Source organism: Stieleria sp., assembly GCF_041595215.1.
In the GTDB taxonomy this organism is placed as follows: domain Bacteria; phylum Planctomycetota; class Planctomycetia; order Pirellulales; family Pirellulaceae; genus Stieleria; species Stieleria magnilauensis.
In genome coordinates, this window is the sequence record NZ_JBFHKV010000022.1 from 1 (window position 1) to 19722 (window position 19722).

The 19722-nt window shown below is 58.2% G+C and carries 1 protein-coding gene; it reads left to right on the top strand.

The window, feature by feature from the left end; genetic code table 11:
- The coding region (locus tag ABX749_RS01770; protein WP_372894502.1) for a LamG-like jellyroll fold domain-containing protein at positions 1–19722 on the top strand (19722 nt) is incomplete at both ends.

Genomic DNA, 19722 nt, shown 5'->3' on the forward strand with positions numbered 1-19722 from the left:
GACCAAACCTTTGCCCAGGCCAAGTTGAGTACCGCAAGTGGTGCGACAGCAACGTTCGGCGGGTCGCCGCGGTTTGTGTTGGAGAATGTGTCGCTGGACTTGGGCACGTTCATCAGTGACTTTGCCGGGCCGGTGTTGGACAAGGTCAAACAGGTCATCGCTCCGCTGGATCCGATCCTGGAAATCCTGCAATCGGAGATCCCGGTGATTTCGGATCTGGGAACACCGGTGACCTTGCTGGATCTGGCCGAACAGTTCGGCGGCAAGAAGTTTGATCGCGGGTTCATCGACGCGGTGATCGCGGTCAAGTCGGTGATCGATTCGATCCCCACCGGAAACGAATCGATCATGTTCAGTTTCGGCGATTTCGTGATCATGGACGGCAGCGGCAAGAACGACCTCCGCGACGAATCGAAATCACTGGCGGACACCGACACCACGGCGGATCCGAGTTTCAATGTCGATCAAGCATTGAACAACGCCTCGGGCGGTACCCCTCAAGGCAAATTGAAGTCCAAGGGGTTCATCAATCGGCTTAGGGGACTAAACGGTTTCTCGGTCCCGTTGATCTCCAACCCGTCGTCGATTTTCGGATTGATCACCGGCAAAACGGTCGATCTGCTGTACTACGACATGCCGCACCTGAATCTGCCGTTTCAGTACGCGCAGTCCTTCCCGCTGTTTCCGATTCCCGGCAGCATCCGGTTTGCCGGACGAGCGTCCGTGTCGGTCAACGTCGGCTTCGGTTTTGACAGTTCGGGCATCGAAGAATTTAAGATCAGCGACGATCCGCTGGACATCTTCAACGGATTCTTCGTCAAGGACAATCCCGGCAATGAACTTTCGTTCGAGATCGAAATCGGTGCCGGCTTGGCGGCAGGGGTCGCGGGTTTTGTCGAGACCGGTGTCGAAGGGGGACTGTTTGCCCAAGTCGGATTCGATCTGGCGGACGTCAACGAGGACGGGAAGCTGCGGGTGGAAGAAATCGGCGAGCGGTTGGACATGGGGGCCCACTGTATTTTTGACACCAGTGGATCCATCGGCGCCTATCTGGATTGGTTCTTCCAGGTCTCGGTGCTGGGCTTCCTGGTCGTGGACGAACGCGGCGAACTGGCGCGTCAGGAACTCGCCGGGTTCGACGTCGTCTGCGTGCCAGAAACTCCACCGAGGCTGGCCGATCCCGCCGGCGGTGTGCTGACGTTGAACATGGGAGACCGCGCGGCCGCACGCGGTACGGGCGACCTGGCCGACGCGACGGTGATGCTCGATGGCGAGGGCCTACCGATCGTCGATGCGCAGGGCAATCTGGTCTTGCGCGGCGAACGGTTTGAGATCGATCAGCGGACGATCGACGGCGAGGAAAGGATTGTGATTTCGTTCAACGGAGTCGAAGAAAAGGAAGAAGTCCTCGTCGACGGAAACACCGAACGTGTGACCTACAGCTATCCCGTTTCATCGCTGACAAAAATTGTCGCTGCGGGCGGCGCCGGTAACGACACGATCATCGTACGAGCCGGTGTCACACTGCCGCTGGAAATCGACGGCGGCACCGGTGACGATGTGATCAACGTTTTGTCCAATGATCCGGCGACGGCACCAAACACGATCATCAACGGCGGCCCCGGAAACGACACGATCATCACCGGAGCGGGCATCGACATCATCAACGGTGGCGGCGGAAAGGATCTGATCCGCAGTGGTGCCGGCAACGATACCGTCGACGGAGGCAGCGGCAGCGACAGCATCCGGGGCGAGGACGGCGATGATGTGCTGCGCGGTGGTGACGAGAACCTGTTGATCTCACACTCTGGCGATGGCGGCGGATTCACTTTGACGTTTGACGGGGAAAAGACGAACGGCATCGCTTACAACGCGCAGCAGTGGATGGTGGAATACGCCATCGAAGGCGTGCCGGGGATCAATGACGTCACGGTGACCGGAGCAGGCACGTCGGGGAATCCCTGGAACGTCCAATTCGTGGATCCGCCCAACAACATCCTGCCCACCTTCGATGACTCGTCACTGACCGGCGGCGCCTTGAAAGTCGCGATCGCCGGGGACCGCATTTCCGGTGGACCGGGGAACGACCTGATCGTCGGCGGAAAAGGCGCCGACACGCTGCTGGGGGACGAGGACGACGATTGGATCGAAGGCGGACCCGACGCGGACCGAATCCTCGGCCATGGCGGCAATGACACGTTGCTGGGCGCGGCGGGCAACGACGATCTGACCGGGGGAGCGGGCGTTGATGTCGTCATCGGCGATGCCGGCAACGACGCGATCCGCTGGACGGGGCAGCGCGACGAAACGATCGTCGACATGCTTGGAGTGGAAAGTATCGTGCAAGTCGACGATGGCGTCGATGCGTTTATCAGCGCCGGTGATGGCGTCGACACGTATTTTTTCACGGCTTCTGCCGGTGCAGACGCGATCGCGATCCGAGCCGCCACCACGCCGGGCAGCTGGACGGGGACGCGACCAGGCGGCACCACGCCGCTGACAGTCAATCAACCGGTGACCGGCGTTTCCTTCGAAGTCGGCGGCCTGACGAATCTCGCGACCGAAGTGGAATCAGTCTCCATCGACGCGGGTGACGGCGGCGACACGCTCGACCTTCAAGACCTGCGCGGCACCGGCGTTGCCAACATCGAAGTGAATGCCGGACTCAAACCGGTTCCGGAAGAACTCCGCGAAGTCACTGATGACGACGGACAACCCGAGCTTTGGCTGATCGAGAACGATGCCGGTGCCATGGTACCCGCCGTTGATGAAGATGGAGTCGCGCTAACCGATGGCGACGGCAGCGCGAAGTTCTATCCGGTCGGCGAGCCGATCCTGGGCACCGAGGGCGAGCCCGAAACCTATGCCGGCGGCGAGCCCAAATTCTATCTCGGCAATGAATTCGTGCTCGGCGCCGACGGCTTGCCCGAGACGTACGACGGATCGGAACCCGTGTTGGCTTTCGGCGGCGAGCGGGTTTATGACGCCCGCGGTATTCCGCAATTCGATGGGGCCGGCGAAACCACGTCGACGCGAACTGTTTTCTACGTCGAGCAAACCGAAGCGGGGCCGGTTCGCCGATCGCGAATCGAAACGGTCTACTCCTACGGCACTCCGAAGGTGCACGCGGCGGGCGAGCACCGCCGCGACGTCGACGGAAACTTGATGTACCACCAGGCCGGGACGAACAAGTTGCATCGGGCGGGGGACCCGATCCCGGGTGAAACGTTCGCTGCCGGAGAAGCAAAACTGCGACGCGCCAATGAGCCGATCTTGGACGCGAACGGTCGGCAACGCTTCAATGGAACGGGATTCGCCAGAGTTGACGAGCACGGACGTCGACTGGTGAAGGCGAATGGAGAAGCGAACTCGGTCGTCGTCGCCGCCGGGCCATCCGTGGAAGACAGCGCCGCCGATACGATCACGATCCACGGCGGGCAGGCAACCGTGATCGGCGATCACCGTTTGGATGCGGATCACTTCACGGCGGACACGCTCGGCATTGGGGTCAACGTGCGGCGAACGGTCGGAACCCAATCCATGACGTACTCAATCAACCATTCCGTCCGTGCGACCGGCGACCGGCTGATCATCAATGCCCACGACGGCGACGACGTGTTGGACGCATCAGCGGTCGTTCGAGATTTCCTGGCCGTCGATCTGATCGGCGAAGCCGGCAACGACATCCTTTCGGGAACACTGTTCGACGACAGAATCTACGGCGGCACCGGCAGCGACACGCTGAGTGGGAATGCCGGTCAGGATCAGTTCTTTGACAGCAGCACGTCGGGCGACATCGACACCCTGATCGAACGGCAGAATGTCGACATGACATTGACCGGAAACCTGTTGTTTGCCGGAAAACTGCGGAAGAAAGACGGCGGACCACTGGTCTCCCAAAAGGAGAAATACGGTTTGGAAGGGGAACTCGATAAGCAATATGAGTCATTGAATGAACTTGCAGATCATTACGCCGCGAGCTATCTGGAGCCCGCACTCGATGCAGATCATCCGACACAGGTGGAAAGCTTGCTCGACGGAGGAACGCCGATCTTTGAACGGGCCGAACTGAACGGCACGGGGCAAACGCTTCAGGTCGCAAGACGCAAAGTTACGTCTGCCGACAACATCCTTGTCTTGAATGACCAGGACGGCTTCGTTCACGTTGGAGATTCGCCGATTGCCGTGACGCCCTGGGTCGGCAGCGTTGCCATGGACAATGGCGAAAACTTGTTCAATCAGAACCCCGAGTTCTACATCGTCAACTTGGCTGGAAACCGGGCGCGTGTCGACATCAACGACAGCGGGAGCTCCGGAATCGACGTGCTGATCGCATACGGTTCTCCCGAAAACGATACAGTCACCCTGGACGCAGAAAACGGTCCTGATGGTCGCCGTCGCGGGCTGATCGAAGTCGGGGCCGGAGTGAGCGATCCGGACGGCGACCAAATCACTTACTCCTCAATCAAACAGGTCACGATCGATACCCGTTCCGGAGACGACACCGTTACGTCACATGACAACATGGTGTTGACCGTGATCAATCTTGGTCCCGGCGACGACACGGCGACGGTGGGAGAGGTCACCCTGGTCCCCAATCCGGATGATCGCTCGATCGAGTTTCCCGATGGTTTTCCAGTTGCCGACCTGCCCAACTCGACCAAGGGCAACAGCGCCATCATGGTCATCAACGGTGACAGCGACGACGACTATTTCGAAGTCAATCGCAACGCGGCGCCGCTGTACTTGCATGGTGGCGACCACGACGACACCTTTGTGATCAATTCGTTTGCGATCCAGGCTGAGGGAAAAGAGATCGCGAACCTGACCAACGCGTTTGGCGGCAGCGGGAATAACCGCTACGAGTATGTCGAGAATGCTCCCGTGTTTATCAACGGCGGTTCGGGAACGGATACGGTCGTGATCAACGGCACTCCGCGTGGCGATACTTTCGTCGTCACTGCCAATTCTGTCGCGGGCGCCGGACGTGTGACCTATTTCACCGAGATCGAACGACTGGAGATCAACGCGGCGGGCGGCAATGACGAGATTTACGTGCTCGGCTCCAGTCCCGATGTTGAGATGATTCTGCGTGGCGGATCCGGCGATGACAAGATTCATTTGGGCGGCGACCACCCCGTGCTAGTCTTTAAACCACCGGAATTCACATTCCAACCACCCGACGTCACCGTCTATCAATCGGTCGACCCTCTTCCCGAGTCAGTCGCCCCGCGAAGTGGTGCGCGGACCACCGATCTATTCTCAAACATCATCTTTGGTGCGGAAGTACGCTGGGGAATCGCACGCAACGAAGTCAATGCGTCCCTGGAGGCACTTCTTGAACAACATAAATCAAGAGAGCTCCCAGGAGCACCGCTGGTAGGGGGAGTTGCGGTCGATGATATCGTCCGCCGCGGCGTCAACAACTCCTACGTCGATTTGCTGATCGATTTGACGTTCGCATCGATGCAGTGGGGCCCCACATGGGGCGGCTTGTTGTCGCTCATTCCTTACATTTCGTATTCTTTTGTCGTTCCCCGCATCGATTATCTCGCGCCGCAACCGCCAAATGAGTCAACAAGGCCGGGTACGCCCATTACCGTCATACCGCCGGCATTCGCCTACAAGGTGCCTCGCAAATTTGACGTGTCGGGAATTCAAGGCAAGGTCACCATCGACGGGGGAACGACGTTCGAAAAGGACGGCGATCAAGTCATCGTTCACAACCAGGAAGGCGAGCCGACGACGGTCGATAAACTGACGGGGACGACACTGGAAGGGCTAACCGCCAGCAGCGTCGAGTACGGAAACCTGGAACACATTGAACTCCGATTGGCTGCCGCGGACAAGGATGTGTTCACCATCGAGTCGACCCATGCCGGAACCACGCGTCTTGTGCTCGGCGGTGGCGACGACATTGTTAATGTGCAGAGCATTCAAGGCGATACCGAGATACTGGGTGGTGCCGGTAACGACACGGTCAACGTAAGCGAAGGTGACAATCCTTCGGTTGACGGCATCAACGCCCGGCTGGTTTTTGATGGCGGTGCAGACATCCAAGAAGTCGTTACGCCACGTCCGTACAGCATTCCCGCAGGGATCAAGGTCCCGGAGGTTCTGGTCAACACAGAACCTGCGACCGGCGAAGAAGGCGATGAGTGTTTCACCGATGCCAAAGGCGATGAACTCTGTTTCGGAGATTACGAGACCGCGCCGGCCGTCTTCAACGTTGAAGGCAATCTGTGGGCCAACGTCGTGCTGTTGAAGGATGGATACATTGTCGAACACTTGGTGCAGCGAACGCTCAACGACGTGCCGATCTCTCAGGGCGGTGTGCCACTCTGGATCGATTTCGATCCGACGAATCCCAATTCAGTCGAGACAATCATCGCCCGCGACAAGCCAAAGGAATACCATGACAGCGACGGTAACCTGCTTTATCGCACCACCCCCCTGTTGATTACTGCCAATGCGTCGACGCCCCTACAAATCTTTGACGTCACGGAAGAACGCAAGTTCTTTGCCGGCACGGACCGCCTGAAGGTCGATAACTCGGGCGTGTCGGACAACGCCATTGGTGTCGTCGCAACGTACAACCGCGGTGTTGATACGTTTGATCCCACTAGTGGTCAGCCGATCTTTCACAATGCGAATGAATTGGCGTTCGGTCTTGACGGCCAACCCGTCCTGCACCAACCGGGCGACCCGGTCGTCTACTTGGGTCATGAACAAGTCATCGACGGCGATGGGAATGTCGTCACAAACGTTCTCGGCGATCCGATCTTACGCACTCCCGGCGAACGGAAATTCTATCTGGGCACCGAGCCGGTTCTCGGTGGGCAGATCAAGGTCACGAAGGTCGGCCAACAATTCGAAATCGTCCGCGATGCCGACGGCCTGCCGGAAATCTATCCCGGCAGCGGCCCCGTCCTAAACCCCGACGGATCACCGATGTTGCACCAACTCGGGGAACCCAAGTTCTACCTGGGCGGAGAACCAAGGCGGCACACCAGCCTGGATCCGGTCCAAGAACTGAAAACGTTCCAACGTTTGACGGGACTCGATATGGTCGGCGGCCAAATCGACTTCAGAGATCTGGACGAAATCGAAATCTCCCTCGGCAGCGGTGACGACACGCTGACCATCCACAACATCCAATCGGTCGGCATGACGACGGTCAATGCCGGAGCCGGAAGCGATGTCATTCGCATCGACCGCGACGGCATCAACTCGGACGGTTCCGCCACGGTCACGATCAACGGGCAGATGGGCGACGGGGATCAACTCGACGTCTTCACTGCGCCCGGCGCGGCAAATGGTGCAACGACGTGGCACGTGACGGGCGAAAACAGCGGACGTGTGGAAACGGATGTGCTGTCGACATTGCTGACCTTCGAGAGCATCGAAAGCTTTGTCGGCGGCGATGCGGCGGGTGACACGTTCATCTTTGCCGACGGCGCCAGTGTTTCTACCTTGCTGGACGGACGCGACGGTGCGGACACCGTCGATTTCTCCGCCAGCACTTCGCCGGTCGTCATCGACCGAGGTCGAGAAACAATCGGCACGGCAAGCTTTGCCAATATTGAACACGCGATCGGAGGAAACGCATCCGACACGCTGATCGGAGAAGATTTGACGAACGATTGGCAGATCACGGGAACGAACCAAGGCAGCATCGAATCGATCGGCGGCGACCCGCTGCTGACGTTTGTCCGCTTTGAGAATTTGACCGGCGGCGACGCCGCGGATCGATTCGCCATCGCCGCGGGGGCATCTGTTTCCGGGGTTGTCGACGGTGGCGGACATGCCGACGACTTGCTGGACTACAGCGGGTGGACGATTCGCGTCGAAGCTGACTTGGCGGCCGGATCGGCGTCCGCCACCGGCGGTGTGATCCGCACTGAGCACGTCACCGGTGGGTCGGGACCGGACCAATTATTGGGAGACGAGCAACCCAATCAACTCGTCGGTGGCCCCGGCGACGACTTGCTCGATGGCCGCCGCGGTGACGACTTGATGATCGGAAACTTCGGCGATGACCGACTGCTGGGCGGCGAAGGACGTGATTTGATGTTCGGCGGCGAAATGTTCGGCCTGGCCAGCAACTATGAATTTGGCACGACCGATTTTCGATTGCCACCTCAATTCTTTGAGACCGAACGCAAGTATTCCAGTGACCCGAGATACTACGGTCGGCTGCCTTCGACCGACGATCCGTTCGATCTCTTCCAGTTTTTCTTCTATTCGCCTTCACACATCAGCCGTGAACGCTACGTCCCCCCACAGATCTCGCCTGCGATCACGCGCGGGCAATCGGTCGAAGGCGACTTTGCCGACGGCGCCGATACCCTGCAGGGCGGCATCGGCATGGACGTTTTGTTCGGCGGAGGCGATGCCGACACACTTTACGGCGACAATGTAACGGAATCCGCGAATGACGGCGGCGATTACATCGACGCCGGCGGCGGCAATGATCTAACCGTGGTCGGCGGCGGTGGCGAAGACGTCATCCTGGGCGGAACGGGCAACGACTTCATCGATGGCGGCAGCGGCATCGACCAACTGTACGGTCACGACGGCGACGACGTGTTGATCGCCGGTCCCGGATCACCCGATCCGCTCAATCCCCTGTTGCTCCGACAAGCCGGGCAAAGACTGTTCGGCGGCGAAGGACGCGACAAACTAATCGGATACTCCGCGGCCGACCAGGGTGAATCAGTCGATGCCGGTGACCAGCTCTTCGGTGGCCCCGGCGGCGACCAGATCTTTGGCGGTTTGCGGATGGACGTGATCGTTGCCGGCGGCGGCAATGACGCCGTGTTCGGTGACGGCGACAGCAACCCGCCGGGAATCGACATCACCCTCGACGGCGGAGGCGATCGGATCTGGGGCGACGGCGGCAACGATGAATTGCGCGGCGGCGGAGGCCCCGACACGATCTTCGGCGGTTTGGGAACCGATCTGATCGACGGTCAGGGCGGGAATGACAAACAGTACGGCGGATCGGGAATCGATATTTTCTTGCTGTCGACCGACGCGTCCCCCGTTCAAAACGACACCATCGATGGACACTTCGGCAACACAACCGAAGGCGACCGGGCCGACGACAACGCGACGGACATCCTGCAAATCGACGGCACCAGCGGCGACGACACGATCTTGATCGGCAGTCGAAACGGTCAGGCGACTGTCCTTTATCGCGGCACCCCGATTCCCGTTCAAATGTTGGATGCCGCCGGCACACCGCTGGTCGAACAGTTCCGCATCTCGGGGCTGGCCGGCAACGACACGATCGGATTCTACACCGACGACATCGTGATCGCGGGCGTCCCACTGCCCACCCTGCCGGACGCCTTCACAACGATTGACCTGGATGCGCTGGGTGAACGTTCGCGCGATTTCGTCGGCGTCTTCGACGGTAACAGCGGCGACGATCTGCTGCTCGGATCGGCGGGTCGCGATCGGATGGACGGCGGCATCGGCAGCGACACGTTGTTCGGGTTCGGCGGCGGCGATCGATTGTGGGGCGACGGCGGCGAAGGCCGGGCACGTGATCGCGACGCCCTGTATGCCGGGCAAGGCGACGATGATTTGATCGGCGGTCAAGGCGATAACCGGCTCTACGCCTGGTCCTTCGATCCCGCGCCCGGACTGTTCGGTGTGCTGGTCGACAACGAAACCGGCCAACTTGTCGACGATGATCTCCACCGCTTGCATCGCATCAACAATGTCCCGGTCGATGCGAAAGACGAACCGGTGTTGATCGGGTTCACGTTGACGGCAGCAGGCACGGCCGGTCAATCGATCGCGATCGAGAACCTGCCGGCCGGCCGCGCGGTCAGCTACTCGCTGCGGCGAGACGGAGAAACAGTCGAGGTCGCCACTGGCGTCTCCACCGGATCAAGCCTTTCGATCAACATCGCGGGCCTGGCCGAAGGGACTTACCGATTGCAGCTCGCCGATGCGACGGATAGCGGAGGTGAATCGTTCCAGCCATTCGCATTCGATCTCGTGTCGACCCTTGACCCCGTGCAGACACGGGTCGTGGATCGCGACATGGTGCGGCTGGAAACGACGGGGCTGAATCGAATGCTGGGAAGCCTGCGCGACGACAGCTTGTTCGGCGGCACGACACTGGACTTCATGTACGGCAACGGCGGCAACGACGTGTTGTACCGCAGCAACGGCACGACGTTTGAGTCGATGGACGGCGGGCTGGCCGGTGGCGAGTGGAAAGAGTACGCCAAAGAGTCCGACCAGGTCTGGTACATCGGCGGCAGCAACGCCAACGATCAGATCGCGGTCAACTTCGTGACCGAACCGGGATTGCTGGCCGACCACCACTTGATCACGCGGTTGACGGACAACAACGGCAACTTCAGCTTCAGCGCACAGGTCCGCTTGGACTTCAGTGCGATCGACGGCGAGGGCAATGAAGTCTGGGACACGTCTGATGACGTCTTGGATCTCGACCAGTTGCTGGCCGACCCTGCGACCCGCCAGCAAACGCTCGAACAATTGGACTTGTCCGAAACCGAGTTGATCAACAACCTGTTGCCGCCCGAGGGCGACTTCTTGGTGATTCTGATCGATGCCTTGGACGGTAACGACACAATCACGGTCGGACCGACGGTTCAAAAATCGGTTTGGGTCGACGCGGGAGCCGGCGACGACGTGGTGAAAATCCAGAGCGGCAACGCGATCCTGGTCGACAAGACGGAAAGCTCGATCGGCGCGACGGGACTGAAGAGCCGCAACGACATTCCCGCCCAGGCGTTCAATTTGTTGACTCCGCGGCGGAATTCGTTGCTCGGTCCACCCGTCAACGCCGCGTTCGACGAAACCGAATTGGTCAGCGGTCAGATCCGATTCAGCGGACTTTCGATCGACAGCCCGACGGACGTGGATTGGTACACCTTCCGATTGACTGAGATGCCGAACCCGGGAGGAAAGATCGAACTGGCCAGCGGATCGCCGATCGATGATCTGGGTTTGAAGATCTACGAAGTTGATCCTCTCGCGACGGATGATCCGCTGAACAAGGACAACATAATCCTGGTCGCGACGGGCACGACGGCCGGGAATCGAGGGGAAGTATCGCTCGGAGGTCTGGCCGCGGGGACAACGTACTATCTGGAAGTGGCCAGCCCAAATATCGTGCCGACCGTGTATGACCTGGGTTTCAACGTCGATAATCAGGCGCTCGGCACCGACGAGTTTCTGCCGGAGATCAGCCTTTCACTCCGTGAAGACATCGTCCGCCGCGACGTGATTCTGGGTGGCGACGGCAATGACATTCTGCAAGGCGGCGGCGGTGAAGACTGGATCTTCGGCAATGCCGGCAACGACGTGTTGACCGGTGGCAAGGACCGGCAAGCGAGCGATTTATTGTTCGGCGGAGACGGTGACGACACCTTCCAGATCATCCCCGACGCGCTGCCGCTGCTGGGCAATCAACCCAACAGTCAGTTCGATCCCGCGACGGAAACCTACATTCCCACCTTCAGCGAGCAATACATCGGTGGCGACGGCAACGACCGGGTGTTGTTCCTGGGCGGCGACCTCGATCGCCGCGGCAATCCCGTGCCGGACTACGCGGCGATGCGTTACAACACCGGGCTGCACCGCTACGAGTTATCCAGTTTGGTTTGGGACATTGGGACTCAGGAATACCGGTACGACGATACCAATACGAATGGCACGCAGGACGCTGGCGAGGCGTTTGAGCAACAATTCCAATTCTTCCAGACCCGCGATGTGGAATCGTTCACGATCGACACGCGCGGCGGCAACGATGTCGTCCGCTTGGATTCGGAGTTTCAGTTCTTGCCGCTGATGGGCAATCCGCTGATGCCCGACACATCCCAGGCGGGGCTCTACGAAGAATGGGGCATGGATCTGGGAGATTTTGAGCAGGGTGCCGGTTTGCCGCTGACCATTCTCGGCGGCGCGGGAGATGACTTCCTGTTCGGATCGCCAACCAGCGATGTAATCGGCGGCGGACCTGGCAACGACTTGATTGTCGGAGGTCCCGGCAGCGACCAAATCGATGGCGGTGGCAACAACGACACGATCTTTGGAAATGAACTCGGCGCGACAACGACGGATCCCTATCCGTACTTCCCGCTACAAGCATCGCTCGGGTTACCCGAGCGGGCGGTGTTTGACTTGGCGATTCCGCTTCAGACCACGACGACAGTCGTTCGTCGCGGCGGTGTCGATCTGAACGAAACCACGACCGTGACCACTCCGGTCAACGTTCCGGCAGGTGCGATCGCCTACTTCTCATTCGATGACAGCGCGAACGTCGGCGACAACTCGGTCGCCGGGGGCCCGGATGCAACGCCGACTGGAGTTGCGTTTGATGCGGGCGGTGTTTCTGGCGGGGCAGCCGCGTTCGCCGGACAGTCAAGCGTGCTGTCGATCGCCAGTGGCGGAATCAACGCGGGCAGTGACTGGACTGCGGCCGCATGGTTCAAGGGGCTGATCGCGACAACCAATCACAACACACTTTTTCACGCCTTCGACCACCCGGTCATCGTCAAGGCAAATGGAAATCAGCTCGGGAACTGGGACAACACGACGGGTCGAACAGGGGACGATCGGTTTCGTGCCAGCGGATACGATCTTGTTCCCTCCGCCTCAGCGACGAACTGGCAACACCTGGTGGCCGTTGGACGAGACGGCGGAACCCATTTCTACATCGACGGTATCTATGTCGGCTTTGCCGACACGCAAGCGGTCGGCCAATTCGATCGAATCGGCAACGTTAGCAGTACTCAGCAGTTCGCCCAGTTGCTTGATGAGGTCTACATCTACGATCGCGCACTCGACGGCGGGGAGATTCGGGACCTCTACGATTCGGTAACGATCTCGCAGCGCGATGCAGTGCAGATCACGGGCGTCGAAGACAACGCATTTGGATTGCAGGGTTCGGAGGGCGACCAAATCGACACGCTCGAATCTTTCGGCGATGTCAACGACGACGGCGTTGAAGACTTCATCGCGCGAGGTACATCGAAGAGCTACGTGCTGTTCGGGCCTGTTTCACTGACCGATCTGGAAGACATCGAAACCTATGCCGAGGTCATCATCGATCACGAAACACTTGGCCGGCCAGCAGAGGGAATGGGCGACATCAACGCCGACGGGATTCGCGACTACGCGTTTGTGACATCGACGAGTGAAGATCTTGTCGTCCGCGTGATCCTCGGGACTGTCGAGGTGACCGAGCGCAACTGGAACGGCGACTACTGGGACAATCAACTCGCCTCGAATCGGCGCACCATTGAACTGCAACATGCCTATTTGGGCACCGGTTCTGGCATCGACAACATCGGCTTGCATGTGCTGCCGTTCTTCGGCGACATGTCAGGATCCCGTGAATACTCGGACATCCTGGTTTATTCAGAAACGACGAGCGGTGTCTATCAAATTCTGGACGGTTCCTACATGACCGGTCTGTTCTACTCCGGCGAGCTGTTGACCCAGTCGACGTCAACCCCGATGGGAATCTTTGATCGTAGCGGAGACATCATCCATAAAGAGTCCAGTAGCGAGACGGGCATTAGGGTCGTTGACAGCCTCACTGCCCCGGGATCGACTCACGTGCTCGTCAAAGGGACAACCGTTGATACGACGATCGATGCCGCACCGCGGAAACTCGAAATCACCGGAAGCCGAGCCATTCCGTTCATCACGTCCGAAATTACTGTATTACGGAGCTTCTTTCATGAGCAATTTTTTACATTATTCGTCACGCCACAATCTTCGCAAACTCCGGCCGTACGTTTCCAGGAAATTGAACATCAATTTCGTGACGCATTTGCAACTGACAGCGGATTCGCAGACCGCTACAGAGTTTCATCAACCGCCGGCTCTTTGACATTCGAGTCAGTAGAGCGTGGTCCAAATGCTGCAGGACTTGTGCTTTTCGAGGATGTAGTAACTCGACCGCTTGGCCTGGATTCCGGAGCAGTTGTTAGCATCCCTGGCGATTCGCAGATAAAGGATTTTATCGTCGGCACAAAGAGTGTCACGCTTGTGCAAGATTCGGTTGGCTTGGATGTTGAATTCACGATCAACGCTCCCGGCGGAGCTGGAGTATTCAACATCACCATCAACTCAGCCACGACGTATCAGAACTTACGCGCAACGATCGAAGCACAATTAAATGCAAACTTAAATCCAGACACAAGTTCTCTCTACGACGTCCAATACGTATCCGGAGATCGCCTTTTCATCGCGCGCGACGGGAATGACGTTCATATCACCGACTTCGAATCGGTCAATTCGTATCCGCTAATTAGCACAGATATTGTGGGCATGCCGAGTCAGACTCTAACCACGGAAACGGGTACGACGTTCTTAACACCACGCTCACGCGTAACTGGTTCGATAGTTTATGATGTCGACAACACAGCATCCGGAACGACACCGTTCCCGGATCAAGTAAAAGTTGTCAACGATCTTAACCTGGACGGGCTCAACGACATTGGATTTATCGATTCGCTCGGGCATTTGAGTGTCGTGTATGGAACGCCGACGCTTGACATGTCATTTCCGTCGCAGCCCGACTTCACGATCACCTCAACGGGAACCGTAATCGACGCCGCGTCCGGAGATTTCAACGGTGATTACAAAGTCGACTTGGCCGTGGGATACGAACTGCCTTCTGGTGAAAATGAAATCGCCATCTTCTTTAATGTTGGCGGTCACATGGCGACAAGTGGATCGACGCTCGACGTGCTCTCAGCGGACACAACGATCACCAGTGCGGCTGACGATGAATTTGCCACGCACGTTTCCGCGCTGCAACTGAACGGTGGCTTGATCGACGATCTGATCATTGGATCGCAGCCGGCATTCAACACGCTTGAGGACGACGTCGTGCCCGACGGCGGTCGACTGTCTGTCGTCTATGGCAGTGAACCCAAAGTGATGTTGGATCTTCCCGCCAGCGACGAGATCACCGTTCTCGAAAACTTCTCCGTTGCCGGCAGCGGTTCCTTCGTCGCCGACCGCGGGACCGGACGCAGCGAAGTCTTTGACAACGGCGGCGACCCGTTTGCACTTGCCGCGGGAGAAGAGAAATGGTTCCAGTTCACGACCCTTGGCGATGGGAAAGCGGGCGATGTCATCCGTTTGAGAGGTGGTGTCATGGCCGATCTGGTCGACGCCGACGGCATGGTCTTGAAAGCGTCGCAAACGATTTTTGACCTGCGAACTCAAGAAGCCGGAACGTACTTCTTACGCGTTTATCGCCAGGACGTTTCCGACGCGACTGCCGACAGTTTTGGGCCCGCGGACATCATTGTCGATACGTTAATGGACGAAAACGATGGAAACACTGCCGATACAGCCAACCTGATTGCGTCGCCGGGCGGATCGGGCATCAGCCTTCGCGAAGCGATCCTCGCGTCCAACAATACAGCCGGAGCCCAGATCATTGGCTTCGCACCCGGCATGCGGGGGTCGATTGATCTTGCAGCGTCGCTGGGAGAGATCCGTATTTCGGAGAGTGTGACGATTGCCGGGCCAGGAGCGGACGCCATCACCATCGACGCTGGCCAAAATGATTATCGGATCTTCCATATCTTTGACGGCGATCAGTCGGTCGATCAGACGGTCGTCATTGATGGATTGACCTTGACGGGAGGAAACGTCGTCGCCGGCCAGGGCGGAGCGATCCGAAACTTAGAAGCGTTAACGATTTCCAACAGCCGGATTGTCGATAATTCTGCCAGCGGGAACGGAGGAGGAATCTTTAGCGCTGTCGGACCGCTGACAGTCCATGCGAGCACGATCAGTGAGAATGTATCTAACGCGACTGGTGGCGGGATCCGCAGTGTCGACGCGGAACTGACCGTCACCGATTCGACGTTCTTCAGTAACATCGCCCGTTTCGGCGGGGGGGGGATTTTCAATCTCCGAAACGCTCTTTCGATTGACAACAGCACGTTTTCGCAGAACGCGGCGGGCACCAATGGCGGTGGCGTCTTCACGGACCAAAACAACGGGAATCTGGTTGAAATACAGAATTCGACCTTTACGCTCAACCGCAGCGATAACACCGGGAATGGAAACGGACTTGGCGGCGGCATCCGTGCTCACAATGCCAACACGATCGTTTTGCATAATACGATTGTCGCGGGTAACACCAATGGACTGCAACAAACGGCCGACGATTATTCTGGTGCGGCGGATTCAGCAAGTTCCTTCAACTTGATCGGCATTGCTGGAAGCCTGACCGGAATCACCCACGGCAGTCAGGGCAATCAAATCGGAACGATTTCCCTTCCCATCGACGCGATGTTGGGTGGCTTGGCTGACAACGGCGGCGCGACCTTCACCCACGTACCTGATGTGTCGAGCCCCGCGATTGATTCCGGTAACACGACCGCGATCGTCGATCAACGGGGGCGTTCGCGACCGTTCGATGGCGATCTTAATGGCGTTGCAGCGGCCGACATCGGTGCCGTCGAAGTTGACAAAGCGTTCTCGATCGTATTCGACGCGCCGATTCGCGGGCAAACGCATGAATCAAGTGCGCATCCCGATCGCGACTTGATCCGTGGCGGCGATGGCGACGATTTCATCGTCGGCAACACGGGGCTCGATCGCATCTTCGGCGACAGCGGCAACGACACCTTCAGGGCCGAACCGGTTGAGATTCGTGACCTGCAGTCGTTCGAAGCCCCCGCCAGCTCGCTGCCGCCGATCAGCCAACTTTCCTTTGAGAACCTAGAACCGACTTTAGATCCCATTGTGATCGATGCCGATGCGGTGATCGCGCCCGGCGTCGTCGGCCTCTATGCGGCGATCGCACGGCAACTTGGGTATCCGGTGACCACCTCGCCGTCCGGTACCCCGCTTCTGCATCACGATATCCGGGCGAGCGAACTTGCTCAATTGAGAGAACTTGACGCAAGTTCTAGTGAAATCGCCGACTTGAAGACCCTGCAGTTCACCACCAATTTGGAAGTGCTGAATCTGAGCGACAATCCTCTTGGTGATGCCTCTTTAGTCCCTATCACGGGGATCAACCATCTGCGTAGTTTGGATCTTTCGCAGACGAATGTCATTCCAACATCGCAAACGACCCTCGACACTATCCAATCTCTCGAAACACTATCCAGCCTTTATCTCCCCATCGATACGGGGCGATTTCCCGGTGCTATCGTAGAAGACTTCGAGACCGCTCCGATCGGGATCGATCCGTTGCCTGGATGGACGTACGAAACGAGCTTTTTCGCCGGTAGAGTCGAAATCGAATCAAGATTGGGAGGACGATCGCTGCACATCGAACCGAATAGTAGCACTCTTACGCGGGGCGAGGCGACATGGACGGTCGATCTTAGTTCGCTGACGAATCCAACAATCAGTTTTCAACACGTAAAGAGATCAGGAGAATCTGACAGTCCGTTTAGTGGGCCGTTCACGAATTCTGCGAACGCTGACGGAGTCGCTGTGAGCAGCAATGGTGTCGATTGGATCCCGATCTATTCGCCATCGTCAGCACTTGGTGTACTCGAAACCGTCGAGGTCAACTTGAAGAATATCAGCGGCTTCACGCCGGGTGTCGACTCGCAGATTCGGTTTCAGCAATATGGACGAGATACAAGTACTTTCGGAATATCTCAAAAAAACCGCGGACGCAACTACGATTCCATACAAATCTGGGATTCACGGGTCGAGCTAATACCTGACCAAAACCTTTCGGTCGTTGAGGGTGAGACCGCGAATGTTTCGGCACAGTCGAGTCAATCGTGGCAAGTGCTCGCTCCGAGCGGAACGGTAGTCGGATCTGGCACCGGTCCAACCGTTTCCTTTCCCGTCGAAGACGATGGGATCCATGTAGTTCAAGCAAATCATGGAGGGACATTTCGAGATTGGTTTCCAGTTTTCGCACGCAACGCCGATCCCAGCCTTTCGGTTCCCGCCATCAGCGGTTTGCACGAAGGCGACACGTTCTTAGTGGGACCCGATACCGGAACGACGGATCATCGTCGAACGATCACGGGAGGTGGCGTCGCGCTGGGTGAGATCGTCGTCACCGATCCCGGTGCGGCGGACGTTCCTGACTTAGTCGTTGCCGCTTCCATCACTGACCCGGCCGGGCAGACGACCAGTCTGGTTCGTAACGCGCTCGAGTTTGCTGATGACGCACTCGAGGTCTCGCATCGGGCACTCGACGGGGCGGGTAGCTTTACGACTTCGTTCTGGGTCGATGTGGAAGACACGCCTACGGAGCAAACCATCCTCAGCGGCGCCAACGATGCCGAGACCAATGCGATTGAAATCACATTGACTGGCAACTCGTTGCTGACCGCGCGAATCAACGGCGAGGAGATCAGTTTCCCTCCACCAGTTCTTTCAGCCGGATACCACTTCTTTGCGCTCGTTCGTGATCTGGAACCGGGTAAGGAATCGCTGACACTTTACATTGACGATGTTCATATCTTCACCGAGACGCTACCGGTCGCCAGTAAGCGACCGCTTTCCATCGATTCCGGCGGGCTGATGCTGGGACAGGACCAAGGTTTCGTGGGCGGTGCGTTTGACTCAAGCACCGCATTGCACGGCTCGATCGATGAGTTCGCGGTTTGGAACCGCGCGCTGACGAAGGATGAAATCGACAAAGTCTTTGCCGGTGACATCGCCACCAATGATTCGTCGCTCAGACTCTATCTGCCGTTTGACGAAGGTGCTGGTAGTGTGGTCGCTGACCGTGGACCGTTGGGACTCGACGCCAGCCTGATCAACGACTTCAGCTACACCAAACAGGTCTCTGAGAATCATCCCCGCCTCTACTACTCGTTTGACGAAGTGGCCGGTGCCAGCCAGGCTCGAAATCTCGGATCTCTGGGCGGTCAGTACGACGCGAGCTTGCCAGCAAACGTGTCGGTTGGAAATACCGGACAGGTCGGCGGCGCGGTGGAATTCGGTTCGGATGCAAGTGGCATCTCACTTTCGCGACCGCTTAGCGATGGCTTGGCCGGACCGGACCAGTCCTTCACTTTGGAACTTTGGTTCAACGCAGATTCGTTGCCCACCCCGGCAAGTGCGATCTACTCGTTATTCACAGGCATCCATTCGAATGGAAATTCCGGATTCGGGCTGGAATTGGATTCAAATGGGAAACTTCGCGTGCTCCATCGCGATCTTCAGTTACACGACACCGACTTTTTAACCAGCGCTGCTGTGTCCCCGGGAACTTGGAATCACGTGGTCGTAATTACTGAGAATCAGTCGGTTCGTCTGTTTCTCAATGGCGTTCTTGCTCCGCTGGTCGCTCGTACTCCAGCGACCGGCGACAATGTCAATAGTATCGCCACCCCCGTCGACTTCCCCGTCACTCTTTCCATTGGGGCGTTGCTTCCATCACAACCGGCGAGAGCCTTTGACGGATCAATCGACGAGTTCGCTTTGTACGACTACGCGTTGTCGGGCGATGATGTCGCGCGACATTTCCAAGTCGCCAGTCAAACGAACTTCCCTGGTTCGCCTTCTTTCACTAACGACGTTCACGTTTCGTTGCAAACGGCGTACACATTGATCGACGACGGGGCTTACACGCTTACGGTGACTGCGTCCGACGGTGACGGCGGGTTTGATCGCAGCGTGACGCGGTTCGATGTGCTCAACACACCGCCTTACCGCCCGACGATTTCGGCGCCTGTCCCCGGACCGCACTACACCGGTGTGCCGATTGAGCTCAGC